Below are 25,505 nucleotides of genomic sequence, written 5' to 3'. Positions count from 1 at the left end.
ACCTGGGCCCTTTCGAGGCGTCGCGACCGCCTCCGCTGTCACGCCTCCTGCAGCCGCGGAGCGGACTGTTCCCCCGACCCGCGCACGATCAGTCGAGTGGGGACGGTGATGGTGCGGACGCGGGAGCGGTCGCCGTCGAGCCGGGCCAGGGCGGCGGCCGCGGCCGCCCTGCCGATTTCCTCGGGGTCCTGGGCGACGACGGTCAGGGCCGGTTCGAGCGCCTCGGCGAGCGCGACGTCGTCGAAGGCGACGACGGCGATGTCCTTCCGTTCGGCGCGGGCGAGTTCGGTGACGATTCCCAGTGCGACGATGTTGTTGCCGGCGAACAGGGCGGTGGGGGGATCGGCCAGGCTCAGCAACTGGGCGGTGGCGGTGGAGGCCCCTTGCTGGTCGTGAGCATTGGTCACGAGGGAGCGGTCGTAGGGGAGACCGGCTTCCTCCAGGGCCGCACGGTATCCGGCCAGGCGTTCGCGGCGTGTGTAGAGCCTGGTGGGAACGTCGCCGATGAAGCCGATGCGCCGGTGGCCGTGGGCGATCAGGTGGGCGACGCCTTCGTGGGCGCCCGCGCGGTTGGAGCTGACGACGCTGTCCGTGGCCAGGCCGTTGCCGGGGCGGTCGAGGAAGACGACGGGCAGGCCCGCGGCGCGGTGGGTCTTGAGGTGGGAGTGGGTGGCGCCGACGGACGGCGCCACCATCAGCATGCTGATGCGGCGGGCGAGGAACGTGTCCGTCAACGCGCGTTCGCGGTCGGGGTCGTCCGCGGAGGAGCCCATGAGCAGGGTCAGGCCGCGGTCGCGGACGGTGTCCTCGATGCTCCTGGCCACGGCTCCGAAGAAGGGGTTGCCGAGGTCGGGGATGACCAGACCGATGGTGGTGTCGGGTCCGCCGACGCGGATGTTGCGGGCCATGAGGTTCGGCTGGAAGCCGAGCCTGGCCACGGCGGCGAGCACCTGCTCCCTGGTCTTGGCCGAGACGGGGCCGTCCTCGTTGAGGACGCGGGAGACCGTCTTCGCGCTGACGCCCACTTCCCGTGCCACGTCTGCGAGGGTGGGGCGGCGGTTCGCTGCCATGGAGTAAACAGTCTCCCCTTCTCGTAGGTTCGGGCCGCGGTGGCGCCGTGCGCGGCCCCGCGGCCGGAACCCGTGAGTGTTTCGTCGTACGTCAGTTGGCCTGGACTCCCGCGGCCTTCGCCGCGTCGGAATCCGCTACGACGGTACCTCCGGCCTCGTCGACGGTGAGCGCGCCGGTCATGATGGCGACGACCTCCGCCATGGAGTAGTCCGAGGGCTTGATCACGGCCGCTCGCCTGCCGAGGCGGTGGACGTGGATGCGGTCGGCGATCTCGAAGACGTGCGGCATGTTGTGGCTGATCAGGACGACCGGCATGCCCTTGTCGCGGACACGGCGTATGAGGTCGAGGACCTGTCCGGACTCCTTGACGCCGAGGGCGGCGGTGGGTTCGTCCATGACGACGACGCTGCGGGCCCAGGCGACGGCCCGGGCGACCGCGACGGCCTGGCGCTGTCCGCCGGAGAGGGTCTCGACCGGCTGGGTCAGCGAGCGCAGGCCGATCTTCAGGTCGGCCATGTGCTCGGCGGCCTCTTGACGCATGCGCTTCTTGTCCAGCATGCGGAAGGCGCTGCCCAGGACGCCGGGACGGCGCAGTTCGCGTCCCAGGAACATGTTCGAGGCGATGTCCATGGAGGCTGCTACGGCGAGGTCCTGATAGACCGTCTCGATGCCGTGCGCGCGAGCGCTCTGCGGGCCGGAGAACTGGATCGGCTTTCCGTTCAGGCGTATCTCGCCCTCGTCCGGCACCACCGCGCCGGTGAGGGCCTTGATGAGGCTGGTCTTTCCGGCTCCGTTGTCGCCGATGACGGCGAGCACCTCGCCGGGCAGCAGGTCGAAGTCGGCGCCGTCGATGGCGGTGACGTGGCCGTAGCGCTTGACCAGACCGCGAGCCTGCAGGACGGGGGTCTCGGTGGTGGTGGTCATCGGGCCTTCCTCCGGGAGATCTGGTCGACGGTCACCGCGAGGATCACCAGGACACCGGTGATCAGGGTCTGGTAGATCGAGGCGACACCCATCAGCTGGAGTCCGTTGCGGAAGACGCCGACGATGAGGACGCCGATGAACGTGCCCAGGACCGAGCCGCGTCCGCCGAAGAGGCTGGTGCCGCCGAGGACCACGGCGGTGATGCTGTCGAGGTTGTCGGTCTGACCGGCCTGGGGGTCGCCGACTCCGGTGCGGGAGATGAGAAGGAGGGCGGCGATGCCGTAGAGCACGCCGGCCACGGTGTAGACGCCGATGGTCAGGCGGGAGGTGCGGATGCCGTTCAGCCGCGCCGCCTCCGGGCTGTTGCCCAGGGCGTAGACGTGGCGGCCCCAGCTGGTGTTGCTCAGGGCGTAGGCGAGGAGGAGGAACAGGGCGATCGTGACCAGCGAGCCGTAGGTGATGTCGGTCTTGCCGAGCGGGAAGGTCTGGCCGAGGGCGGTCAGCGGGCCGGGCAGGTTGGTGACCGTCTGCTCCTCGGAGTAGATGTGGGTCAGCGCGAACGCCACGTTGAGCATGCCGAGGGTGACGATGAACGGCGGCAGCGGGATCTTCTGCACCAACGCCCCGTTGAGCAGGCCGAAGCCGCCGCAGACGACCAGGCCCAGAGCGATGGCGGCGAGCGGGGGCAGGGAGCCTTCGGCCGCCATCTTGGCGATCACGATGCTGCCGAACGCCATCACGGCACCGCAGGACAGGTCGATGCCCGCGGTGAGGATGATCAGCGTCTGGCCGATGGCCAGCGTGCCGACGACCATGACCTGCTGCACGATCAGCGAGAAGTTCCCGCCGGTGAGGAACTGCTCGGTCGAGAGCGAGAAGAAGACGCAGGCCAGGAGAAGGGCGACCAGCGGGCCCGTGGTCGGTTGCGTGAGCAGTCTGCGGGCCGTGCTCGGTGCGGTGAGCCCGGCGTACGGCTTGGACGTGTCCGGGGGCGTGGTCGTGGCTGTCATGCGAAGTCCTTGTCGGAAGACAGATGTCCTTGTCCGTCCCCGTCGGAGGACAAGGGAACGAGGAGGGGGCGGCCGTCCCCGGTCGGGGAGGAGGGACGGCCGCCCCGCTGAGGGGCTGACGCGGTGTCGACCGGTCCTCGGGGGCGGCTCAGCCCCAGCAGTTCTCCAGGCCGTATGCGGTGTCCTTGGACGTGACCCCGTCCTGCGCCTTGTCGGTGATCAGCGTGACGCCGGTGTCGGTGTAACCGGACGCCTTCTTGCCGTCCTTGGCGTACGTCGCGACGGCCTTGACGCCCTCGGCGGCCATCTTCAGCGGGTACTGCTGCGACGTCGCGGCGATCTTGCCGTCCTTGACCGCCTGGGTCCCGGTGCAGCCGCCGTCGACGGAGACGATCAGGACGTCCTTCTCCCGGCCCTTCGCCTTCAGCGCGGTGTACGCACCCAGCGCGGCAGGCTCGTTGATGGTGTAGACGACGTTGATGCCGGGCTCCTTCTGGAGGCAGTTCTCCATCGCCGTCTGGCCCTTGGCCTGGTCGCCGCCGGTGTCCTGGGAGCAGACGACGGAGGAGTCGCCCTCCTTGACGCCGAAGCCCTTCAGGAAGCCGTTGTGCCGCTGGACGCCGACGGACACGCCCGGGGCGAGGTCGAGGGTGGCTATCTTCGCGGCCTTGCCCTTCATGGCGGCCTTGGCGTACTCGCCGATCAGCTCGCCGGCCTTGACGTTGTCGGTGGCGAAGAGGGCGTCGACCGCGCTCTGCGGCTCGGTGGGGGTGTCCAGGGCGATGACCAGGACGCCCTTGGCCTTGGCCTTCTCGATCGCGGGCACGATGGCCTTGGAGTCGCTCGGGGTGATCAGGATGCCCTTCACACCGGAGGCGACCATGTTCTCGATGGCGGTGACCTGACCGGCGTTGTCCCCGTCGAACTTGCCGGCCGCGGTCATGAGCTTGACGCCCTCGGCCTTCGCCGCCTTCTCCGCGCCCTCCTTCATCTTCACGAAGAACGGGTTGGTGTCCGTCTTGGTGATCAGACCGACCTTGACGTCGCCCGAACCGGTGCTGGACGAACCCGATCCGGAGCCGGAACCGCAGGCCGTCAGGGTGAGGGCCGCGACGCCCGCGACAGCGGCGGCTCTGAGGAGGGAGGAGGACAGGCGAGTGGTGCGAGACATGTTCGACTCCTGAGGGATGAGCGAGCGGCACGGGGCGGGTCCAGAGCATGCCGCCCGAGGTGTCAGCGTTGACTTATGTCATCGTTGACACTGCTTGCCGAGGATGATGGACTCCGGCTCCGGCAACGTCAATGCCTTGCACGAGACACAAGTCCGTAACGGCCGGGGTGGATGCCCGATCCGTGCCCGCTTCCGCCCGAGCGTTCGCAGAGAAGAGCCGCCCATGAGCAGCCCGCGTCAGATCACCGTCCTGGGAGAGTGCGTCGCGGACGCGTTCACCGAACCGGCGAGCATCCCGAACGAACTGCGCCTGCGGGTGCTGCCCGGCGGAGGACCTGCGAACACGGCCGTGGCCCTGGCCCGTCTCGGCACCCCGGCGCGCTTCCTCGCACGGCTGTCCGGCGACGTGTTCGGCCGCCTGTTCCGGGCGCACCTGGAGTCGTCCGGGGTGGACCTGTCGAGCGCCGTCGCGGCCGCGGAGGCCAGCACGCTGGCCGTGGCGGAGTTGGACGAGCGGGGGCAGGCCGCGTTCTCCTTCCATGCGCAGAGCACGGCCGACTGGCAGTGGACAGCCGGGGAGCTGGCGGGGGTGGACCTGTCCGATACCGCCTGCGTGCACACCGGTTCCCTGGCCCTGGTCCGGGAACCCGGCGCGGCGGTGGTGGAGGACTTCCTGGCCGCGTCGGCCCCTCGGGCGACCATCAGCATCGATCCCAATGTCCGGCCGCTGCTGGTGGATCCCGAGGTCTACCGTGCCCGGCTGGCGCACTGGTGCGACCTGGCCGATGTGCTGCGGCTGAGCGAGGACGACCTGGAACTCCTGCTGCCGGGCACGCCGCCCGAGCAGGCGTGCGACATCTGGCACGGGGCCGGGGCGCGGCTCGTCGTGATCACGCGCGGTGCCGACGGCGTACTGGCCTCCCTCGACGGCGAACGGATCGAGGTGCCCGCCGTGCCGACGACCGTCGTCGACACGGTCGGGGCGGGAGACTCCTTCACCGCGGGGCTGCTGCACCACCTCGGCACCCGCGGACTCCTCGGTGGCAGGCTGACGGAACTCCGCCTCGACAACGTCGCGGACGCCTGCCGGTTCGCTGCCCAGGTCGCGGCCCTGACCTGCTCGGTCGCCGGCCCCAACCCGCCGTGGCGGAGCCAGTTGGAGCAACTCGCCACCGTCGGCCGCGTATGACGGCCGGGCGAACCGCCCAGAGGTGACCTGGCGTCAGGACTGTTGACGCGTGGACCGGATTGCCCCCATCATCGGGCCACTCGGTGTCATCGCTGACACAAGTCAACGATGACACTCCTTGTCGGGCGCCGTGGACGTCGGCGCACCGGCAAGGCGTCAACCTTCGGTTGGTTCCGCGCCGGGCCGCGAGCTCCGCTGCGCGAACAGCCGCAGCACAGGAGACACCATGAGCTCTGGACGTGTATCCCGGCATGCCCGCACACGGATGATCGCGGCGGTGGCGACCGTCTGCGCCCTGTCCGCAGCCCCGTTGGCTCCTCAGGCCGTCGCTGCCGACACCCCGCCGGACCCGCCGTACTCCGAGACCTACCGGCCCCAGTTCCACTTCACCCCGCAGAAGAACTGGATGAACGACCCGAACGGCCTCGTGTACTACAAGGGCGAGTACCACCTCTTCTACCAGTACAACCCGAACGGCAACTCCTGGGGTGACATGTCCTGGGGGCACGCGGTGAGCAAGGACCTCGTGCACTGGCAGGAGTTGCCGCTCGCCCTCTCGCACGACGACGAGGAGATGGTGTTCTCCGGCAGTGCGGTCGTCGACTGGAACAACACCACCGGGTTCGGCACGAAGGAGAACCCGCCCATGGTGGCGATCTACACCAGCGCCTACAAGGACGGCGGCAAGCAGGCCCAGTCGCTCGCCTACAGCACCGACCGCGGCCGCACCTGGACCAAGTACCAGGGCAATCCCGTCCTCGACATCGGTTCCCGGGAGTTCCGCGACCCCAAGGTCCAGTGGTACGCGCCGACCAGGAGCTGGCTGATGACGGTGTCGCTGTCCACCGAGCACAAGGTGCGGTTCTACTCGTCGAAGAACCTCAAGGACTGGGACCTGCTCAGCGAGTTCGGCCCGGCCGGCGCGACGGGCGGCGTGTGGGAGTGCCCCGACCTGTTCCCCCTCGCGGTGGACGGGGACGAGAACAACATCAAGTGGGTCCTGGTCGTCAACATCAACCCCGGTGGGATCGCGGGCGGTTCGGCTGCCCAGTACTTCATCGGCGACTTCGACGGCAAGAAGTTCACCGCCGACGGCAAGGGCACCTACACCCCGCCCACCGGCACGGTGGTGCAGGACTTCGAGGGCACCGACTTCGGCACGTGGACGACCAGCGGCACCGCGTTCGGCGACGGACCGGCCGCCGGGGCGCTGGCCGGGCAGGGGACCGTCGAGGGCTTCGACGGCAAGGGCCTCGCCAACAGCTTCCACAGCGGTGACGGCACCACCGGAATCCTCACCTCACCCGAATTCACCGTCGACAGCCCCTACTTGAACTTCAAGGTCGGCGGCGGACGGCACCCGCACCAAGCCGGAACCGTCATGGAGCAGGGACCGCCGCCCGCGGGCACGGTCCTCGCCGACTTCGAAGGCGGCAGCTACGGCGACTGGACGAAGACCGGAGACGCCTTCGGCTCGGCGCCGGCCACCGGCACCCTCCCCCACCAGCAAGAGGTCTCCGGCTGGCTGGGCGACGGCCTGGTCAACACCTACCTGAACGGCGACTCCACCACCGGCACCCTCACCTCACCCGAATTCACCATCGACAAGAACCACATCAACTTCCTCATCGGCGGCGGTCATCACCCGAGCGGTGCCGCCAACCCCACAGCCCTCGAACTCCTCGTCGACGGCCAGGTCGTACGCAGCGCCACCGGAGAGGACGCCGAGGCACTCAACTGGGCTTCCTGGGACGTCAGCGACCTCACCGGCAAGAAGGCGCACCTCAGGATCGTCGACGACAACACCGGCGGCTGGGGCCACATCAACGTCGACCACATCATGCTGTCCGACACCAAGGCCCAGCCCGTCTCCCAGGAGACGTCCGTCAACCTGATCGTCGACGGCAAGGTCGTCCGCAGCGCCACCGGCTCCAACAGCGAGACCCTCGACTGGGCCTCCTTCGACCTGCGCCCCTACGCCGGCAAGAAGGCGCGGATCCAGGTCGTCGACATGAACACCGCCGGCTGGGGCCACATCCTGGCCGACCGGTTCACCGCCGCCGACAAGCCCGCCAAGTCCGTCGTGCAGCGCGCCGACTGGGCCGACTACGGCAAGGACTACTACGCGGCGGTGTCCTGGGAGGACGCGCCGGGCGGCAAGCGGTACATGATCGGCTGGATGAACAACTGGGACTACAGCGGAGCCGTCCCCACCTCCCCCTGGCGCGGCGCGCAGAGCGCCCCGCGGGAGATGGCCCTGCGCACCGTCGACGGCCACATCCGACTGACCAGCATGCCGGTGAGCAGCCTGGAGTCCCTCCGGCAGAGGCGCCCGGCGACGGCGGCCGGCCTCACCGTCAAGAGCACCACGAAGCCCCTGATCGGCCCTGCGGCCGAGGGCAAGGCACTCGACATCGAGGCCACCTTCTCCCTCAAGGACGCCGAACGCTTCGGCCTCAAGGTCCGCACCGGCGCCGGAGGCCAGGAGACAGTCATCGGCTACGACACCACGACACAGGAGCTGTACGTCGACCGCACCCGCTCCGGCGCCGTGGACTTCAACAGCTCCTTCCCCGGCGTCCAGCGAGCACCGCTGCAGGCCAAGAACGGCAAGGTGAAGCTGCGGATCCTCGTCGACTGGTCGTCCGTCGAGGTCTTCGGCGGCAGCGGCGAAGCGGTGATCACCGACCAGATCTTCCCCGACCCCGGCAGCCAGGGAGTGCGGGTGTTCGCCGAGAACGGCTCGGTGAGGCTGGACCGTGCCCGCGTCTGGCACCTCGACTCCTACCGCGAGTGACCCTCACATCGCGCCCGACCACGAAGGACACCACACCGTGAACAAGACCCTGCTCGCCGAGTTCACCGCCCGCGAGGGAGCGGAGGACGAAGTCGCCCGCCTGATCCGGGACTACGCCAAGAAGGTGCGCGAGGAAGACGGCAACCTCGCCTTCGACGTCTACACCAAGGCGTCGAACCCGCGCGCCTACTGGATCTTCGAGGTGTACCGGGACGAGGACGCCTTCCAGGCCCACCTGAAGGCCCCGTACGGCGGACCGTTCAACGCCGCCCTCGTCCCGCTGATCGAGGAGGACGCCTCGGTGCTGACCTTCCTCGATCCGGTGGCCTGAGCGTGGCCGGCCCGCCTCGCGGGCCGGCCATCACACGGGTCGCCGGTGTTGTCGCGCAGCACCGGACGGGTGAGTGGCGCATCGACGACCTCGAGTCAAGGCCCAGGTCAGAGACCCGGGCCTTTTTGCTGTCCGTCGTGATCAGCGGTCGCGGGCGATGTGCTGGGCGCGGGTGCGGGTGTCCGTGGCCGGGCTGGGGGCCAGGTTGAGGTCCAGGCGCGGGGCGCCGTGGGCGCCCATGCCCGAGTCGTACCCGCGTCAGCCTGCCCGTGCTCTGCGCCGCTGTGCGGCACGGCCCCATGTGCTGTTCGGGGGCGTGTGCGGGTTCAGCAGCGCCCAGTGGCTCCTGATCACGGGGCGCGCGCCGGGGTGCGGCTGTTGCTGTCCGAGTGGCCGTTGGTGGTGGCGACGCTGCCGACACTGATCCTGCTGCTCGGGCTCATGGTCGTGGTGGCCAACACCCTCATCAAGTAGGGCGGTTGGCCGTCCGGGCCCGCCGGCCGGCCGCCGCGGCGCTGTTCCGCCGGTCGGCGGGGCGGTCCCGGCCGACCGGCGGGGGCGTCACCGAAACCTGCCGGATGGTCCCTCTCCTGACGGCACCGAAGGATTCTGTGTATGACACAGATACAGCCGCCGCAGGAGACGTCGGCTCCGCAGGAGAACTCGCCTCCACGGCCCCGAACCTCGCCCGAGTCCGCCGGACAGGCCTCGCCCGGCCCCACGATGGGACGCCTCGTCGGGGTGGACCTGGCCCGCGCGCTGGCGGTGTTCGGCATGTACATCGTGCACATCGGCCCCCCGCTGTCCGCCACCAGCGGCGTCGGCAGCTGGATCCGCTACATATCGGACGGTCACTCGTCGGTCCTGTTCGCCACCCTCGCCGGGTTCTCCCTGATGCTGATCGCCGGCCGCCGCGAGCCCAAGACCGGCCTGGCCGGCCGGCAGGCGAAGGCCCGCATCGTGATCCGCGCCGTGATCCTGCTGGCACTGGGCACCGTGCTGGCGATGGAGTTCGGAGGAGTGATCATTCTCGGCTTCTACGGGGTCTACTTCCTTCTCGCCCTGCCCCTGGTCCGCCTGAGCGCCAGGACCCTCGCGATCATCGCGGCCGCGTTCGCCCTCGTCACACCGCAGCTGGCGTTCCTCCTGAACTCGCTGCTGACGTCGTCGGTCCAGGAGAGCATCAACGCCTACGACCCGCTCCGCCGCCTCAGCGAGGTGGGAGTGCTCGACCTGCTGCTCACCGGCTTCTACCCGGCGCTCACCTGGATGTCGTTCGTGATCGCGGGCATGGCCCTGGGCCGCCTCGACCTGTCCTCCGGCACCGTTCAGAAGCGCCTGGCCGTCTTCGGTGCCGCCCTCACGGCGGTCGCGTACGGCATGTCCCTGCTGCTGGCCGGCAAGGGCGCGTTGCGGAGCCTCGCGGAAGGCGGGGCGTCGTCCGGCGGCTCCGGATCAGTGCCCCTCGACAGCGGGTCCCTGCCCGACATGCCGGCGTCGTTGCTCCTGACAGCCGGGCCGCACAGCGGCACCACGTTCGACATCATCGGCAGCGTCGGAGTCGCGATCCTCGTGATCGTGGGCGCGACCGTGCTGATGGACCGTCTGCCGCGTCTGCGCCGCCTGGCGGCACCGGTCATCGCCGTGGGCACCATGTCGCTGACCGCCTACGTCGGCCACTTCGTCATCCAGCCCATGCTGTCCGTGCCCGCCGGGACCGGCACCCAGCAGTCCTGGGTGCCCCTGATCATGTTCGTCCTCGGGGCGATCGTGTTCGCCGCGATCTGGTCCCGCTTCTTCCGCCGCGGCCCCCTGGAATACCTCCTCAACGCCGCCACCATGCCCGCCAAGTACATCCGGTGAGATCCGGCCCGCAAGGGGATCGCCCTTGCGGGCTTCGGCCGTGGTTCCGGCCGACCGCTGTCAGCTCCGTCTGTCGCCGACCGGCCGTCCATGGGCAAGGTCCGTGCGACCGTGGGACATGCGTGGGCATGATGCCCGGCGCGACCCGGGGCAACGGCTGGTGCGGGTCAGGAGACGGTGGCCGCCGGTGCGGCTGAGACCACGACGGCCACCCAGGCAGGCTCGCGGGCGCGCAGGGACTCGGCACCCGTCGCCTCCGGGACGGATGCGGTGTTCACAGGATTCCTTTCCTGCGGGTCCCACGTGGTCGGCCACGCACCGGGTCAGCGGCTCAACGGGCCGGTTCGACGGCCCTCGTGGCTGGCGTGTGCACAACGTCGTCGCCGAGTTCTCGCTCGGCCGCGGGGACGACGGGGCCACCACGGCGATGCTGATGGCCATGGCGTTCTCCCCCGTCACCGCCTCCCACTGGCACGCGAAGACGGAGCACGCAGCAGGCCACCGCCGCGTATCGTGCCGCAGCCGAGATCCCGTCTGCGCTCGACCAGCTCGCCCCAGGTGTCGCAGGACACGTCCATGACAGGATTGCGCTGGGGAAAGGTCAGGGAAGCCATAGGGGTGCCCCAGATCGACGTGAAGGGATGACCCGTGACGTCCACTGCGCCTCCCCCCATACCTCGGGCCGCAGGATCGTTTCCGTTCATCGGCCACGCTCTGAAGATGCGCGACAACCTCGGCTTCATCGACTCGCTGCGCGAGACACGGGAACCACTCGTCGAGATCGTCCTGCAACCCGGGACGCGCACCGTCGTCGTCCAGGACCCGGCCCTGATCCACCAGATGCTCAAAGCCCTGGCGCCCAGCCTCGACAAGGGCCGGCTCTACGACAAGCTGGGCCAACTGCTGGGCGACAGTGTCGTCACCGCCACCGGCCGGAATCACGTGCGCAAACGTCGCCAGGTGCAACCGGCGTTCGCCCACGCCGAGATCAGCCGGTACGTCGACATCATGCGCGCCGAGGTGACGGCCACGGTCGCCGGCTGGAAACCCGGGCGGGCCCTCGACGTACGCGAGGCGATGGTCGGGCTGAGCCTCGACATGCTGGCCAAGACGGTGTTCTCGGGCAGCCTCGACGACGCCGTCTTCCGCCGACTGCGCAGCGACCTGTCGGTGGTGATGAACGACGTCGGCGTGCGCATGATGCTGCCCGACTGGGCCGAGCGCCTGCCGCTGCCCTTCAACCGCCGCTTCGACCGGGCCCGGGCCGGCGTACGCGCCACCGTCAACACCGCCGTCGCCGAACTGCAGGCCTCCGGGCACGACACCGGGGACATGCTCTCCATGCTGCTGCGCGCCGTCGACGAGGAGACCGGCGAGCCGTTGACCGGGGACCAGATCTGCTCCGAGATCCTCACCCTGGCCGTGGCGGGCACCGAGACCACCGCGTCGGTGCTGTCCTGGACCCTGTACGAACTCGCCCGCCACCCCGGCATCGAGGCCCGGGTCCTGACCGAGCTGGACGAGGTCCTCGGCGAACGGCCGGTCACCTTCGACGACGTGACCCGGCTGCCGTACCTGAACCGGGTGATCACCGAGACCCTGCGGCTGCACCACCCCGGCTGGCTGGTCACCCGCCGTACCACCGAGGAGACCCGGCTCGGCGCGTGGACGCTGCCCGCCGGCACCGAACTGGCCTACTGCCAGCACGCCCTGCACCGCGACCCCGAGCGCTTCCCCCGTCCGCTCACCTTCGACCCGGACCGGTGGAACGACCCCGCGCAGGAGCCTGTGCCGGGCGCGTTCCTGCCCTTCGGGGAGGGCAAGCACAAGTGCATGGGGGACCGTTTCGCCCGCACCGAGATGGTCACGGCGCTCGCGACGATGCTGCGTTCGGTACGGCTGGAGCTCGCCGAGGGACAGGCCGTCCGCCAGGTCGCCCGGCTCACCGTGCGGCCGCGCGAACTGCGGATGACCATCCGCCCCCGCAACCGCCCCCGAGCCGAGGCCGGCCTCTAGCGCTCCCGTTGCAGTTCGCCACGTGCTGCGGACGGACACCTCCGCACTCATCGACGAGCGTGTCACCGCCGCACACCTGGCACCCCGGTCCACCACGAGCTTCGCCACGCCGATCGCCGCCAGGCCCGTACAGGGAATCCGGTCCGTCATTTGTGCAGATGTCCCCGATTGCCACTTGTCGCGCAACGATTTCGGGATACCTGATGTCTCATGAGATGAGTGCGATGTCACGCACAACTCACGGGGGAATACGGGGGTATTCGCATGAGTGATCGTCGCTTTGCCGCGCGCGACGCGCGGGTCCGGGCCGCCGAGGCGGAGTTCCAGCGCCACGTGCCGGTCCACTCCGCCAACGGGGAGGAGACGGACCACCCCTTCGTCGCGAGCTACTCCAAGGCGTTACCGCACGACAAGTTCGGAGAGGTCGACCCGGCCGCGTACCACCTGCTGCGCAGGGCGCTGGCCACGGGCAGCTACGAGGACTTCGAGCGCATCCCGCTCGCGGGCACGCGCAAGCTGACCAACCCGCAGGCCGGACTGGCCTTCGACTCGCAGGGCCCGGACGCCCAGGCGGTGTCCATGCCGCCCGCGCCGCGCATCGACAGCGCGCAGAACTCCGCCGAGGCGGTCGAGCTGTACTGGATGGCGCTGTGCCGCGACGTGCTGTTCACCCGGTTCGCCGAGAGTGAGCTGGTCGCCGAGGCGGCCGGTGAACTGAGCGGGCTGGCGGACTTCCGGGCGCCGAAGCTGGACGGTCAGGTCACCCCGCAGACCCTCTTCCGCGGGGACACGCGGGGCGATCTGGCAGGGCCGTACCTGTCGCAGTTCCTGCTCAAGGACATCCCGTACGGCACGCTGCTGATCGACCAGCGGCAGGACACCCTCGTCCGCCCGGTCGACCACCTGACCACCTGGGGCGACTGGCTGGAGGTGCAGAACGGCTCCGAACCCGAGCCGGACGAGCGGGACTTCGCCACCCGGCGCTACATCCAGACCCCACGCGACCTGGCGCACTACGTCCACTTCGACGCGCTGTACGAGGCGTACCTCAACGCCGCGCTCATCCTGCTGGGCAACAACGCGCCGGTGGACGCGGGCAATCCGTACACCTTCTCCCGCAACCAGATCGGCTTCGGGACGTACGGCGGCCCGCACATCCTCTCCCTGGTGACCGAGGTGGCCACCCGCGCGCTGAAGGCGGTGTGGTTCCAGAAGTGGTACGTGCACCGGCGGCTGCGCCCGGAGGAGTTCGGCGGCCGGGTCCACCAGCAGCTGCGCGGGCAACGCGAGTACCCGATCGACTCCGGCGTGCTGGACTCCGTCGCCGTCAAGCGGGTCTTCGAGAAGCACGGCAGCTATCTGCTGCCGCAAGCCTTCCCGGAGGGCAGCCCGACCCATCCCTCGTACGGATCCGGACACGCCACGGTCGCCGGGGCGTGCGTCACCATCCTCAAGGCGTGGTTCGACGAGTCGCACATCCTGGCCGACCCTGTCGTCCCCAGCACGGACGGCACCGCCCTGGAGCCGTACACCGGCCCGGACGCCGACCGGCTCACCGTCGGCGGTGAGCTCAACAAGGTCGCCGCCAACATCGCCACCGGCCGCAACATGGCCGGCGTGCACTGGCGCACCGACTACACCCAGGCGGTCCGCCTGGGCGAGGAGATCGCCATCGGCGTCCTGCGCGAGGCCAAGGAGGCCACGCTGGAGGACGCGGTCTTCACCCTCAGCCGCTTCGACGGCACCACCCTCGCCATCTGACCGTCTCCGGTCGGCGCAGTGAGGGCTGTCGCCAGGTCCCGGCCTGTGGTGCCGGGACCTGGCGGGGTCGGCGCGGTCAGCGGACGTCGACGTAGTCGCCCGAGGCGGTGGCGGGTGCGGTGGTGGACGAGCCGGCGAAGGTGTAACGCCAGTAGCCGTCCGTCGACGCCTTCGCCGTGGTCTTCAGGTTCCCGGAGCTGTCGGTGGTGATCGTCTTCACGGTCGTGTACGTGGACGTCCCCTTCTTGCGGAACTGCAGCTTCACCTTCTGACCGGCGTAGCCGTGATAGCCGCCGCGCGTCTCCCAGTCCACGCGGGAGAGCTTGCCGGTGATGGTGAGGGTCTTGCCCTTGGTGACCGGCTCGGGAGCGGCGTCGGCCGTCAGCGTCGCGTCGCGCAGGACGGGCGCCGACTTGGCGGTGCGCAGGTCGACGTGGCCCGTACCGTCCGCGGACTCGGCCCAGGCGGCCAGCTTCCAGGTGCCGGCGAGGGAGTTCCGGCCGAGGGTCCAGCGCGGCTCTATGTAGGCGAAGTGCGCCTCGCAGGTGGACGTGGTCGCGTTGGCCTTGGTGCAGGCCGCCGGCCAGGTCCCGTAGAGAACGGCGTCGGGGGTGTCGTACGAACCCTTGTAGAGGTACATGTCCCCGTTCGCGATCCCCGACGGGTCCGAGGCGGTGAACTTCGCCTTGAACTCCTGCAGCGGCCCGTCGGTCAGCTCCACCGGCTTGCCCCCGTTGACCACGACGTTCGAGATGCGGGTCGCTCCCACCGTCTCGTCGCCCCGTGGCGCCGGGCCCGCGAACGCCCGCTCGATGGTCCGGCGGAGGCTGCCTCCCTGGTCGTCGGCGGCGGTGACGCGCAGGGAGACGAAGGAGGCGGTGGCGGGCACGTCGAGAGTGGCCGAGCCGTCGGCCGCGACGGGCAGATCCGTCCAGGTCGTGCCGTCGTCCGTGGAGTAGGCGAGCCCGGTGATCCTGGTGTTCGCCTCCGCCGCGTCCGTGTTCCGGGTGGTCGCGCTCGCCTGGACCCGGACCGGGCCGGCGGCCGCGCGGCCGTACCCGTCGAGGCCCGGAACAGTCAACCGGGCGTCGATCAGCGGGAGTTCCTGGCCTTCCGCGTAGTCCGAGCGGAACGTCCACTCGTTGCGTACGTCCGTGGAGAGCCGGGAGTACGGGACACGGCGGTGGACGGTCTGGTCGAGGGTGTACGTCCGCCGCAGCGACGGCAGGCTGGACGACGTCAGCGTGCCGTACGCGTCGAGGCCGTCGGCCTGGGCGTAGGTGACGCCGTCGGAGGAGGTGAGCTTGTACGAGTACGTCGCGCGGCCGTCGGTGCTCGCGTGCCCGTTCGTGTCACCGAAGGCGTTCGGCTCGTACAGCCAGATCTTCCCGAAGTTCCGCCGCGAACCGCCCCCTTCCCGGCGGACCGGCTGCAGCGGGGCCGCGCCCAGGGTCTCACCGGGGCCCGTCCCGGCGGGCGACGTGCGGTCCGGGAGGTTCAGGGTCAGGTCGCCGGTGCCGTAGGACAGCAGTCGGCTGTAGGTGACGCCCGGGGTGGCGTACTCGGTGACCGAACCGGCGACCGGCACCGCGGCGCCGATGTAGACGCCCGTCTGCTCGCCGAAGGACGGGACGCTCTGCAGGGCGGCCGTCGTCCGCGTACCCGGGGCGCCCACCTTCGTGACGGTCTTCGCCAGGGCCGACGTACGGACCGTCGCGACGGGTGAGGCGGGCACGGTGGTGGTGAAGCTGTGCGTGAGGTCGTAGCGGTAGGGGCTGGGCACGCTCGCCGAGGCGCCCTTCTTGCCGAGCACCTCGTGCAGGCGCAGGGAGACGCCGCTCACCGAGAACGGAGTGACGTACACCTTGTCGGCCCCCGAGCCGGCGAAGCCGGCCAGGCCGCCGCCCGGGACGCTGATCCACACGGCGGACGCGTGCCGGGTGGCGGTGGTGTCGTCGGTGCGGATCGCCGTCTCCTTGGCCGCCCGCTGGTCGAAGGTGACCGTCTTGGCGGCCGAACCGACCGAGAAGGTACGGGTGAGCAGGTAGCTCGGCTCCTGCCAGTCGTTGTGCAGCGCGACCGAGAAGTAGTCACCCGGTGGCAGCTTCACGGTCGACGATGCGCCGGTGGTGTCGCTGTCGACGGCGTACGACGTCCACGTGCGGCGGTCCCAGACATAGAACGACTTCGACCGGACGTCGGCGTTCGTGATGGTCAGCTTGACCGGGTACGTCGACGCGGCGGCGCTCATCGTCGTGGGAACGCTCTGCGTGCTTCTGGGCCGCGCCGTCAGCGGAAGCTTCGCGGTGGTGCGGTCTGCGACGGACCTCCCGGTCGACCGCACCGACACCGTGCCGTTCACCGACGCGACCGAGTAACGGGGTGCGTGGGCCGCGCCTTGCGCGTCCGCCGTCACCCGGACGTCACGTCCCTCGATGAGCTCGACGCGCCCGTCGCGCCCCAGCGCGACGCTCCTGGCGCCGGGGGCCACGTCCGTTGCCGACGAGACCTCCCCCACCGTGGCCGGTCCGCTGTCCGACGCGGTCGCCGCGGGCGCGAGCAGCATCGAGGCGGTCAGTGCTGCTCCGCACAGCCCCGCCGCAGCGCATCTTCGAACCCGCCCTGTGCGCGAAACGAACATCAATCGCCCCCCTGACTGTTTCCCCTGAGACCGCCCCCGGCGCATCTGTCGCAGGGGAGATCGGCTCACTCTAAAGGGCGTACCGGAGTTCGCCGACTTGATTGTCATGCACACCGAGCGCCGCGCCCGTACCTCAAGGGGCACACCTGTGCGATCATTCGCCTGATTTCGCCGTGCGCCGCCCTCGACCCGCGGTCACCTGGGCCCCGGCATTCACCTGCGTCGCTCGACGCCGTCCTGGGGGGAACGCCATGCCCGACCGTCTGTGCGCACGCGGGAGATCCGCGGCGTACACCGCGCTCCTGTTCGCACTCACCCTGTCGGTCCTGCTGACGGCCCTTCTCCCGGTCGGCGCGGCGCAGGCGTCCGACGGCGGCGGTACCGCGTCGTCCGCCCCGGCCCCCGCCCCGTCGCCGACCCCGGCCTCCGCCTCCTCCGCCGCCGCCGAGGACTGCGCCACCCTTCCGCTCGCCCCCTTCGGCGACCCGGGTTCCGCGGTGGGCAAGGCGACGGTCGCCGCCGACGGCAGCGCCTGCTTCACCTTCACCGCCGAGCAGCCCGGGCTGCACCGCGTGCTGACGGAGCGGAGCGCGACGACCGCCGAGGTCTTCGACGGCGAGACCCCGTTGGACTGCTACGACATCACGTGGGGCGACGGCTGGTGCGAGCTGCCGCGCGCCGGTGCCTTCACCCTGAAGCTGACCAACACCAGCTGGGGGGCCGGGAGCCGCGAGATCCCCGTGACCGTCACCCCGCTGGCCACCACCGCGGGCTGTGCGCGGGAGACCGGCACCTCGTGGGACCTGCCCCCGGTCACCGGCTCCGCGGTCTCTCCGTACGGCCTCGTGTGCCATCCCTTCACGGGAAAGCCCGGCGAGCGGATCACGGTCGACTTCGGCACCGACACGCACGGCGAGAGCGTCAACTGGATCACCGATGAGACGGGTGCCCACATCTGCCCGCACTTCAACGAGGACGACAGCGACGGGTGTGTGCTGCCCGGCGACGGGCCGTACCGGGTGCTGGGGCACGTCCGCCAGGCCGAGCGCGGCTTCCCCGCCCCGTACACCCTGAAGATCCGCCGGTTGTCCGACCCCGCGGGTTGTGCGCGTGTCCCGGTGAACGCGTACAACTCCGCGCCCACCACGGTGGATCCGGCCACCGGCTGCAAGGTCTTCACCGCCGCGCGGGCGGGACGGTACAGCGTGTACGAGGTGACGGACGGGGCGCGTTCCTCCCTCACCGTGTACGACCGTGGGGGGAAGGCCGTGTGCGCCGGCTGTGGCATCCCCGCCGGTGACTACACGGTCCTCACCGACCATCCCACCCTCGTCCTCGACCGCGCCGGCACCGCCGGCTGCGAGCCCGTCGAACTCGGCACCCACCAGGGCACCTTCGCCACGGCGGGCGAGACCGACTGCCTGACACTGCCACTGCCCGAGGGCGCCCGGACGGCCGCGCTGACGCCCCTGAGCGGCCCCGCTCCGCAGCCGGAGGTCGTGGTCGTCGACGCCGACGGCGTCCAGCGGTGCAACGGGGAGTCCCTCGGCGCGGGCACCTGCGCGCTGACCGGCTCCGCCCCGTTCCGCGCCCTGGTGTCCACCGACGACGACAACACGGCGACCGGCTCGTACCGCCTCGCCCTGCACCGCACCGACGCGGCGAGCGGCTGCCCGGACATCCCCGCGGGCGACTTCACCGCCGGCGGCGCCACGGCCCGGTTCGGTACCGGCGACGGCGTCTTCTCCCACTGCCTGTCCATCCCGGCGGACGACCACAGCGCGATGGAGAACCTCCAGCTGCGGGCCGTCTCCGGCGGCTCCACCGCCGAGTTCTCGGTGCTGGACGCCGACGGCAAGCAGGTCTGTGACGTCTGGCCCTCCCTGTCCACCTGGACCACCTGTGCCCTCGCCCCGGGCGTCGCGCACACGGTGCTGGTCACCGGCCGCGACTCCGCCGCCGAGTACACCCTCGCCCGGCGTGACGTCACCGCCACCGCCCGGGGCTGCGCGGCGAACCCGGCGACCGCGGTGGGCGGCCCGTCCACGGGCGGCACTCCGGCCGCACCCGGCCTGCTGCTCTGCCGTCAGGTGACCACCGCCGACGCCGGCGACACCCTGCACCTCGATGTCCGCGACCCGCTGGGCACCGCCAACATCCTGGTGTACGACGCGGAGGGCGAGGCCGTCTGCTCGTACCGCAACAAGGCGTGCGCGGTCACCGGCTCCACCAGCTACCAGGTCCTCGTCACCGTCCCGGCGAACCTGAAGGCCGCCGCGTCCTACCGGTTCGACGCGTTGCGCATCGCGACCCCCGCCGGACCGGCCGCCGAGTGCGCCGAGGTCCCGAACGTCAGCTACGGGTACGGGCCGGTCACCGGCACCCTGGACGAGCAGCACAGCGCGGTCTGCGCGGCGCTGCCCACCGCGTACAGCGACCGCTTCGACTTCGTGGCCGGCGACACCGCGGGCGGCACCCAGACGGCCGTTCCCGCGCTGTACGACGCCAGCCTGGACAACACCTGCACGCTGTACACCCCGACCGGCTACAAGTGCTCCGTGAACGAGCCGTACACGACGGCGGTCACCCCGAGCATCCTGGTCGTCGGGCTGCCCGAGAAGGCCTCGCGGACCGCCTACAAGGCGGAACTCGTCTGTACGTCCTCGCTCTGCGGCACCGAGAAGATCACCGTCGGCACGGTCACCCCGGCCGGCGGCGTCAGCGGCACCAGGACCACGGTGACCGTGACGGGCACCGCCCTGCACGAGGACGACAAGGTACGGATCGGCAAGTCCGGCAAGACGGTCGAGTCCACCACCACCTCGGTGGCCTCCGACCGGAAGTCCCTGACGGCCGTTCTGGACCTGACCGGACTCACCCCGGGCGACTGGAACCTCAGCGTCATCACCCACAACGGCTGGGAGTACCCGCGTGGCACCTTCACGGTGAGCCCGGCCCCGCTGGAGAACACCACGGCCCCGGCCGTCACCGGCACCGCCCGGGTCGGCTCCAGGCTCACCGCCGCGCCCGGTTCCTGGACGCCGGCCCCGGACTCGTACACCTACCAGTGGAAGGCCGACGGCCAGGTGATCTCGGGGGCCACCGCCGCCACGTACCTCGTGCCCGCCTCGCTGCGCGGCAAGAAGGTGACCGTCGCCGTCACCGCACGCAAGAGCGGCCGGCAGAGCACGACCGCCGAGTCCTCCGCACGCGTCATCACGGCGGCGCCCAGGGACCACGCGGGTACCGGTGCGGTGCCGGACGGCGTCGGGGATCTGCTGACGCTGAACTCCAGCGGCTCGCTCACCTTCCACCATGGTTCCGGTACGGGCGTCTTCTCGGGCAAGACCAGCGGCTCGGGCTGGCCGGCATCGGTCCGGGCGATCCCCTTCGGGGACGTGAACGGTGACCGCTGCAACGACGTGCTGGTGCGGATGGCCGACGGCTCCCTGCGGGCGTACCGGCCGGGCTGCGGGAAGGCGGTCACGCCGTCGACGTCGTACGTGTCGCTGGGCACGGGCTGGAACCAGTACGACGTGCTGACCTCGCCGGGGGACATCACCGGTGACGGACGGGCGGATCTGATCACCCGCAACTCCTCCACCGGGGCGGTGTACCTGCACAAGGGCACCAGCGACGGGAAGCCGGCGACGCGGGTGAAGCTGTACGACAACTGGAAGGGCTACAAGAAGGTCGTCGGGGTCGGGGATCTGAACGGCGACGGCCACGGGGATCTGGTGGCGCAGGACGCCTCGAACGAGCTGTGGCGCTACAACGGCACGGGCACGGGGAAGTTCGCCTCCCGGACGAAGGTGTTCGACGACTGGGGTGCTTCGTACAACGTCGTCGTCGGCGTCGGGGACATCACCCGTGACGGGAAGGCGGACCTCGTCTCCCGGGACACCTCCGGCAACCTGTGGCGCAACAGCGGCAACGGCAGCGGCTCGTTCTCCGGCCGGGTGAAGATCGCCACCGGGTGGCAGGGCTACAAGGCACTCTTCTGATCCGACGCCGTGCGAGGACGAGGAAGGCCCCGACCGGTCGTGGTCGGGGCCTTCCTCGTCCTCCTGCTCCTGGCAGTGACCGTTCCTTCCGCGGGCGACTCTCGTCCGACTGATTCACCGGACAGCTCTAGGAAGCGCCGGCCTGCGCCTGCTCCAGGACATGGAGCTCGCGCTCGATGGTCGACCGGAAGGACTGCATGGGGGTCACTTCCCAGGTGACGTCGTGCCAGAAGGGCAGGCTGCTCAGCAGTTGCCCGACCTCCTCACCCGACTCGGCCTCCAGGAAGAAGGCTCCGACCCGCTGTCCCGCGAAGATGCCGCCGGCCTTGACCGTCTCGCCCTTCTCCTCCCACTGTGCCAGCGTTTCGAGAGCCGGAAGGACCCGATCGTTGATGAGAGTGGGCATCCGGTCCTCGGGCAGCAGCGTGCCGGGTTCCGTGTACTTGCCGATCACGAGGAACTGCATCGGTGTGCTCCTTCAGCAGGTGCTCCAACCGGACTCTCTCAGCGTCTCTCGGTCGTTTCGCCGCCGCACCTGGAGCATCGCAGGGCGTAACGGGTGACGGGCCCCCCTTCCCTCCCGGCTCCTCGCGGTTCACAGTGGAACCGGAACTACTCCCCAGGGGAGGCGTCATGATCGTCCTGGGCATCATCCTGCTCGTCGTCGGCTTCGTCACCGGCGTATCCGTCCTGTGGACCATCGGGATCGTCCTGGTAGCCGTCGGAGCGATCCTGTGGGTCCTCGGGGCGATGGGACACGCCGTCGCCGGACGACGTCACTACTGGTGACACGGCAGGGGCCGGAGGCCCCGCCCCCGAGGGAACGCACGGCCTTCCCGAGACAGGGCCGGGCGCCGCCCCCTGCCCGGGCCTGTCCGTACACCATGGGCAGAAGCAAGGTCGCGGAGTGATCGGGCCAGGTCGGGGAACCGTCGATCGACCGGGGTGTCGGTCCGCCGACGCGTCCGCGGTCTTCGGCGAGGGTTCCCATGACTGGAGGGGCAGCGTGGTGGAGGGTGTGGGAGAGGAGGGGTGGCGGTGGCCGGCCGCGCCGGGATTCTGGCAGCGGGTCGTCGGGCAGCTGGGCGCCGCCGGGCAGCGGCACCAGCCGGCCGAGCGCCGCGCAGTCCCTGCCGCCGGGTTCCACCCTGCTGCTCTACACCGACGGCCTGATCGAGATCCCCGGCAGCGACCTGGACACCGGCCTCGCCCGGCTGCGCCGCCACGCCCTCGCTCTCGCCCACGAACCGCTGGACACGCTGTGCGACCGGCTGCCCGCCCGCATGCCGCCCGGCAGCACCGACGACGTGGCCCTCCTGGCCCTGCGCCTGCCGTCGCCGTGAGACGGTCCTCGATCTGACGCCAGGTCAGCGGACGGACCCGTCGCCCCTCCCTGGGCGACGAGCCTCGTTCCGGCCGTGACGGGCCGGGCTTCCGCGTACCGCGCCGGTCCGGGCCGACGGGCCGCCCGAGGAGCTCTGTGGTCGTCGCGGAACCGGCACGTTCACGGTCATGAGGCAAGCCCTGCCCCGGGCACGGGCGGATCCGGCCCGGCGTCGTCGCGAGCCGCGATGGCCGAAGCGGTCCGTACCGGCTGCCCCAGGCAGGCCCAGCGGAGGCGAGCACCGACGACAACGTGTGCTGCCGGTGCCCTGAGCGGCAGCACACGTTCGCCCCAGCTCGTCCTACGGTCGCTCCGTGAGCAGGGGTACGACGTCGGGGAGCCGCGTGCGGAAATAGAAGTGGCCGCCTGGCTGGACGTGGAGCCGGAACCGGCCCTTCGTGCATTGTTCCCAGGGCCGGGCCGCGTGCACCGGGACCGAGGGGTCGCAGTCACCGACGACGGCCGTGAGGTCGCAGCGGAGGGGAACGGGCCGGGCGGTGTACCCCTGCAGCAGCCGGTAGTCGTTGCGCACGATCGGGAGGATGACCGCCCGCACGTCCGGGGCGTCCAGCAGCCTCGGGTCCGTACCGCCCTCACCGGCGAGGTCCGCCCGCAGCTCGTCGTCGGTCAGCGAACCGGTGCGGGAGGCCTGGCCGGCCGGGGTGCCGGGCGCCGACCGGCCCGAGACGACGAGATGTTCGAGGCGCTCCCCGAAGTCGTCCTCCAGCAGCCGCGCGACCTCGTAGGCGACGGACGCGCCCATGCTGTGGCCGACGAACGTCGTGGGCAGCGCGGGCCCGGACGCCCCGGCGACCGCGTCGGCCACCGCTCCCGCGAGGGTCGCCATGTCGGGGACGAGCGGCTCCGCCATGCGGTGCTCCCGCCCGGGGTACTGCACGATCCGCAGCTCCACGTGCGGGGGGAGGTGCGCGGCCCAGGCGCGGTAGTAGTTCGCGCCGCCGCCCGCGTGCGGGAAGAGGAGCATCCGGCGCCGGGCGTCCGGGCGCGGACGGGGCACCACGAACCAGGCATCTGGGTCAGCCATCGCCGCCGCCGCGCTTGCTGTCCGAGGCGGAGACGAGCGACGTCCCCTCGTCCCCTCCCCCACCCGGTGCGGACGGCTGCGTCGCCTCCTCGCGGATCCGGAAGCGCTGGAGCGACTTCGGGGCCCACCAGATGGCGCGGCCGAAGATCGCCATGAGGGCGGGCACCAGCAGGCACCGCACCAGGGTGGCGTCCACCAGGATGGCCAGGGCGACGCCCAGGCCCAGCATCTTGGTGAGGGTGATCTGCGAGGTGCCGATGGCCACCATCACGATGGTGAGCAGCACCGCGGCGGCGGTGATCACCCCTCCGGTCTGCGCGATGCCGGAGCGCACGGCCTCGCGGTGGTCGCCGTGCCGGTCGTAGTTCTCCTTGATCCGCGACAGGATGAACAGGGAGTAGTCCATCGACAGACCGAAGGTCAGGCAGAACATCAGCACGGGCAGCGAGGTCTCGATGAACCCGGTGGCCGTGAAGCCGAGCAGCCCACTGAGGTGGCCCTCCTGGAACACCCAGACGGCGGCCCCGAACATCGCGGTGAGGCTGAGCGCGTTGAGCACGACCGCCAGGAACGGGAGCACCAGCGAACCGGTCATGAGGAAGATCATGACGAGGGTGACCAGGACGATGAACAGCAGCGCGTACGGCAGGAGTTCACCGATGACGGCCCGGCTGTCCACCAGCATGGCGGCCTGCCCGCCGACCCTCACCGAGGACGAGGGCGGCTCCTCGACGGCCCGGACGCGCTTGACGAGTTCCTGGCTCTCGACGGAGATGTCCTCGATGGTGGGGACGGGCCAGACGGTCAGGTAGTCGGTGCCCGACACCGCGCGGGTCGCGTTCGCCGCGGTGGGCGGCTGGACCAGCTGTCCGTCCTGGTAGGTGCCGGTCGGGCTGTCCACGCGGGCCACGCCCTTCAGCGCGGACAGCTTCTCGGCGTAGGCGCCGACGTCCCGCTGCTCCCCGTCCTGGGCCAGTACGTCGATGCCGCCGGTCGGACTGACGGGGAAGGACTCGCGCAGGGTGTTGTGGACGATCCGGGCCTCGGCCTTCTCGCCGAGCGTCCGGTCGTCCACCGTGCCGAACTCGACCTTCAGGAAGGGGAGGCCGACCAGGATCAGAACCGCGGTGACGAGCACGGTGACCAGCGGCGCACGGCGCATCGTCGCCCCGGCGAGGGCACGCCAGCGGCGTTGCGCGGCGGCCTCCCGCTCCTGGCTGCCCTTGCGGCGCAGCCGCAGCGCGTCCACCCGGTGGCCGAGGAGCAGCAGCAGGGCGGGCAGCACGATGAGCGCGGCGAGCGCGGCGAGCGCCACCACGGTGATGCCTGCGTACGCGAACGAGCGCAGGAAGTACATGGGGAAGATCAGCATCGCGGCGAGCGACACGGCCACGACGAAGGCCGAGAACAGGACCGTCCGGCCGGCGCTGTGCATCGTGGCGCTGAGGGCCCGCGCGGTGTCGGGATCGCGCTTCAGCTCCTCCCGGTAGCGCCGGACGATGAGGAGCGCGTAGTCGATCGCCAGGCCGAACCCGAGTGCCGTCGTCAGGTTCTGCGCGAAGACCGACACGTCGGTCAGGTGCGTGATCCCCGTCAGGACCGCGTTGGTCCCCAGGATGGCGATCACGCCGATGCCGAGCGGCAGCAGCGCGGAGACGACGCTGCCGAACGCCAGCAGCAGGATGAGGAGCACCAGCGGAAAGGCGATCAGCTCGGACTTCACCAGGTCGTCGGCGGTCTGCTGCTGTGACTCGTTGCGCACGGCGACGGTGCCGCCGAGGGACACCTCCAGGTCACCGATGGTGCCCCGGTAGTCGTCCTCGATGCGCTCGAAGACCTTGCCCGCCTGGGTCTCGTTGCCTTTGATGTGGGCGACGATCAGCGCGTAGCGGCCGTCCTTCGCGCGCAGTCCGGGGTCACCGGTCTGCCAGTAGTCGACGACACCGGTGATGCCCTGCTCCCGGGCCAGCCGCTGGGCCAGCGCGGTGCCCTCCCGTTTCGTGGTGGGGGCGTCGGCCTCCGCCTTCACGAGCAGGACGAGATTGGGCCTGCTGGCCGGGAACTTGGCGTCCATCGTCTCGGCCGCCAGGCTGGACTCCGCGGCCGGGTCCTCGGTGCCGCCGAGTTGGAGCCGGTCGGTGAGACCGCCGCCCACGAGAACCGCGCCCACCAGCAGCGCGACGACACAGGACAGCAGCAGCCTGGGCCGTCCTGCGATTCGAAGTAAAGCTGACATGCTTACCGCCGATTCTTCCTCAGAGGGACGCGTCCGGATGTCCGACTGCGACGTGAACGCAT

Annotated in this window: 17 protein-coding genes and 1 pseudogene; 10 read left to right on the top strand and 8 right to left on the bottom strand. The window is 70.6% G+C overall.

Going from position 1 to position 25,505, the window contains the following annotated elements:
- Positions 1 to 38: 38 nt before the first annotated feature.
- The 4 genes from C1703_RS21095 to C1703_RS21080 form a co-directional block, all read right to left on the bottom strand.
- A complete protein-coding gene (locus C1703_RS21095; protein WP_114254349.1) occupies positions 39 to 1,070 on the bottom strand; it encodes a LacI family DNA-binding transcriptional regulator in 1,032 nt (343 codons plus the stop codon).
- 91 nt (positions 1,071 to 1,161) lie between these two features.
- A complete protein-coding gene (locus C1703_RS21090; protein ID WP_114254348.1) occupies positions 1,162 to 1,995 on the bottom strand; it encodes an ATP-binding cassette domain-containing protein in 834 nt (277 codons plus the stop codon).
- Entirely contained in the window at positions 1,992 to 3,005 is a 1,014-nt protein-coding gene (locus C1703_RS21085; protein ID WP_114254347.1) for an ABC transporter permease, read from the bottom strand. Before C1703_RS21085 ends, C1703_RS21090 begins: the two co-directional genes overlap by 4 nt.
- 148 nt (positions 3,006 to 3,153) lie before the next feature.
- A complete protein-coding gene (locus tag C1703_RS21080) occupies positions 3,154 to 4,176 on the bottom strand; it encodes a sugar ABC transporter substrate-binding protein (RefSeq protein WP_114254346.1) in 1,023 nt (340 codons plus the stop codon).
- A gap of 223 nt (positions 4,177 to 4,399) precedes the next feature.
- On the opposite strand from C1703_RS21080, the gene C1703_RS21075 reads away from it, so the two are divergent.
- The 7 genes from C1703_RS21075 (at position 4,400) to C1703_RS21045 (ending at position 14,133) form a co-directional block, all read left to right on the top strand.
- Complete coding sequence (locus C1703_RS21075; RefSeq protein ID WP_114254345.1) at positions 4,400 to 5,365, top strand: carbohydrate kinase; 966 nt, start codon at positions 4,400 to 4,402, stop codon at positions 5,363 to 5,365.
- Positions 5,366 to 5,591: 226 nt separating this feature from the next.
- Positions 5,592 to 8,162 (top strand): glycoside hydrolase family 32 protein, encoded by a 2,571-nt coding sequence (locus C1703_RS21070; RefSeq protein ID WP_114254344.1) that lies wholly within the window; start codon positions 5,592 to 5,594, stop codon positions 8,160 to 8,162.
- A 37-nt stretch (positions 8,163 to 8,199) separates the two neighbouring features.
- Positions 8,200 to 8,493 carry an antibiotic biosynthesis monooxygenase family protein gene (locus C1703_RS21065; protein ID WP_114254343.1) on the top strand — a complete coding sequence of 98 codons (294 nt, stop codon included), beginning with the start codon at positions 8,200 to 8,202 and terminating at the stop codon, positions 8,491 to 8,493.
- Between the two features lie 339 nt (positions 8,494 to 8,832).
- Positions 8,833 to 8,967 (top strand): hypothetical protein, encoded by a 135-nt coding sequence (locus tag C1703_RS40165; protein ID WP_269803209.1) that lies wholly within the window; start codon positions 8,833 to 8,835, stop codon positions 8,965 to 8,967.
- 141 nt (positions 8,968 to 9,108) lie between these two features.
- Positions 9,109 to 10,356 carry a DUF418 domain-containing protein gene (locus C1703_RS21055; protein WP_198678237.1) on the top strand — a complete coding sequence of 416 codons (1,248 nt, stop codon included), beginning with the start codon at positions 9,109 to 9,111 and terminating at the stop codon, positions 10,354 to 10,356.
- A gap of 648 nt (positions 10,357 to 11,004) precedes the next feature.
- Positions 11,005 to 12,372 carry a cytochrome P450 gene (locus C1703_RS21050; protein ID WP_114254341.1) on the top strand — a complete coding sequence of 456 codons (1,368 nt, stop codon included), beginning with the start codon at positions 11,005 to 11,007 and terminating at the stop codon, positions 12,370 to 12,372.
- A 264-nt stretch (positions 12,373 to 12,636) separates the two neighbouring features.
- Positions 12,637 to 14,133 (top strand): vanadium-dependent haloperoxidase, encoded by a 1,497-nt coding sequence (locus C1703_RS21045; RefSeq protein WP_232840548.1) that lies wholly within the window; start codon positions 12,637 to 12,639, stop codon positions 14,131 to 14,133.
- A gap of 76 nt (positions 14,134 to 14,209) precedes the next feature.
- Here the strand turns inward: C1703_RS21045 and C1703_RS39795 are convergent, their stop codons facing one another.
- Positions 14,210 to 16,699, bottom strand: coding sequence for a hypothetical protein (locus C1703_RS39795; RefSeq protein WP_232840547.1), 2,490 nt, complete (start codon positions 16,697 to 16,699; stop codon positions 14,210 to 14,212).
- 326 nt (positions 16,700 to 17,025) lie between these two features.
- Between C1703_RS39795 and C1703_RS39790 the strand changes: the two genes are divergently transcribed.
- Positions 17,026 to 20,778: an FG-GAP-like repeat-containing protein gene (locus C1703_RS39790; RefSeq protein ID WP_232840546.1), complete on the top strand. Its 3,753-nt coding sequence runs from the start codon at positions 17,026 to 17,028 to the stop codon at positions 20,776 to 20,778.
- Between the two features lie 127 nt (positions 20,779 to 20,905).
- Here C1703_RS39790 and C1703_RS21025 read toward each other — a convergent pair whose 3' ends face one another.
- Positions 20,906 to 21,244 (bottom strand): hypothetical protein, encoded by a 339-nt coding sequence (locus C1703_RS21025; protein WP_114254340.1) that lies wholly within the window; start codon positions 21,242 to 21,244, stop codon positions 20,906 to 20,908.
- A gap of 167 nt (positions 21,245 to 21,411) precedes the next feature.
- Between C1703_RS21025 and C1703_RS39325 the strand changes: the two genes are divergently transcribed.
- Together C1703_RS39325 and C1703_RS39785 are read left to right on the top strand one after the other, a co-directional pair.
- Positions 21,412 to 21,567 (top strand): DUF6131 family protein, encoded by a 156-nt coding sequence (locus C1703_RS39325; protein WP_198678236.1) that lies wholly within the window; start codon positions 21,412 to 21,414, stop codon positions 21,565 to 21,567.
- 320 nt (positions 21,568 to 21,887) lie between these two features.
- Positions 21,888 to 22,121 (top strand): annotated as a pseudogene (locus C1703_RS39785) (SpoIIE family protein phosphatase); the annotation flags it as partial.
- Positions 22,122 to 22,463: 342 nt separating this feature from the next.
- On the opposite strand, the gene C1703_RS21015 reads toward C1703_RS39785, so the two are convergent.
- A complete protein-coding gene (locus C1703_RS21015) occupies positions 22,464 to 23,207 on the bottom strand; it encodes an alpha/beta fold hydrolase (protein WP_114254339.1) in 744 nt (247 codons plus the stop codon).
- Positions 23,200 to 25,443, bottom strand: coding sequence for an MMPL family transporter (locus C1703_RS21010; RefSeq protein ID WP_114254338.1), 2,244 nt, complete (start codon positions 25,441 to 25,443; stop codon positions 23,200 to 23,202). The genes C1703_RS21015 and C1703_RS21010 overlap by 8 nt, the downstream gene beginning before the upstream one ends.
- Positions 25,444 to 25,505 lie beyond the last annotated feature (62 nt).

Source organism: Streptomyces sp. Go-475 (genome assembly GCF_003330845.1).
Lineage (GTDB): Bacteria > Actinomycetota > Actinomycetes > Streptomycetales > Streptomycetaceae > Streptomyces.
The sequence above is the reverse complement of the archived record's forward strand: the minus strand, read 5'-3'. Positions and strand labels throughout refer to the sequence as shown.

Excerpts from the sequence above, each read along its gene's own strand:
- C1703_RS21095 (WP_114254349.1), bottom strand. The coding sequence starts at position 1,070 with ATGGCAGCGAACCGCCGCCCCACCCTCGCAGACGTGGCACGGGAAGTG.
- C1703_RS21090 (WP_114254348.1), bottom strand. The coding sequence starts at position 1,995 with ATGACCACCACCACCGAGACCCCCGTCCTGCAGGCTCGCGGTCTGGTC.
- C1703_RS21085 (WP_114254347.1), bottom strand. The coding sequence starts at position 3,005 with ATGACAGCCACGACCACGCCCCCGGACACGTCCAAGCCGTACGCCGGG.
- C1703_RS21080 (WP_114254346.1), bottom strand. The coding sequence starts at position 4,176 with ATGTCTCGCACCACTCGCCTGTCCTCCTCCCTCCTCAGAGCCGCCGCT.
- C1703_RS21075 (WP_114254345.1), top strand. The coding sequence starts at position 4,400 with ATGAGCAGCCCGCGTCAGATCACCGTCCTGGGAGAGTGCGTCGCGGAC.
- C1703_RS21070 (WP_114254344.1), top strand. The coding sequence starts at position 5,592 with ATGAGCTCTGGACGTGTATCCCGGCATGCCCGCACACGGATGATCGCG.
- C1703_RS21055 (WP_198678237.1), top strand. The coding sequence starts at position 9,109 with ATGACACAGATACAGCCGCCGCAGGAGACGTCGGCTCCGCAGGAGAAC.
- C1703_RS21045 (WP_232840548.1), top strand. The coding sequence starts at position 12,637 with ATGAGTGATCGTCGCTTTGCCGCGCGCGACGCGCGGGTCCGGGCCGCC.
- C1703_RS39795 (WP_232840547.1), bottom strand. The coding sequence starts at position 16,699 with ATGCTGCTCGCGCCCGCGGCGACCGCGTCGGACAGCGGACCGGCCACG.
- C1703_RS39790 (WP_232840546.1), top strand. The coding sequence starts at position 17,026 with ATGCCCGACCGTCTGTGCGCACGCGGGAGATCCGCGGCGTACACCGCG.
- C1703_RS21025 (WP_114254340.1), bottom strand. The coding sequence starts at position 21,244 with ATGCAGTTCCTCGTGATCGGCAAGTACACGGAACCCGGCACGCTGCTG.
- C1703_RS39325 (WP_198678236.1), top strand. The coding sequence starts at position 21,412 with ATGATCGTCCTGGGCATCATCCTGCTCGTCGTCGGCTTCGTCACCGGC.
- C1703_RS21015 (WP_114254339.1), bottom strand. The coding sequence starts at position 23,207 with ATGGCTGACCCAGATGCCTGGTTCGTGGTGCCCCGTCCGCGCCCGGAC.
- C1703_RS21010 (WP_114254338.1), bottom strand. The coding sequence starts at position 25,443 with ATGTCAGCTTTACTTCGAATCGCAGGACGGCCCAGGCTGCTGCTGTCC.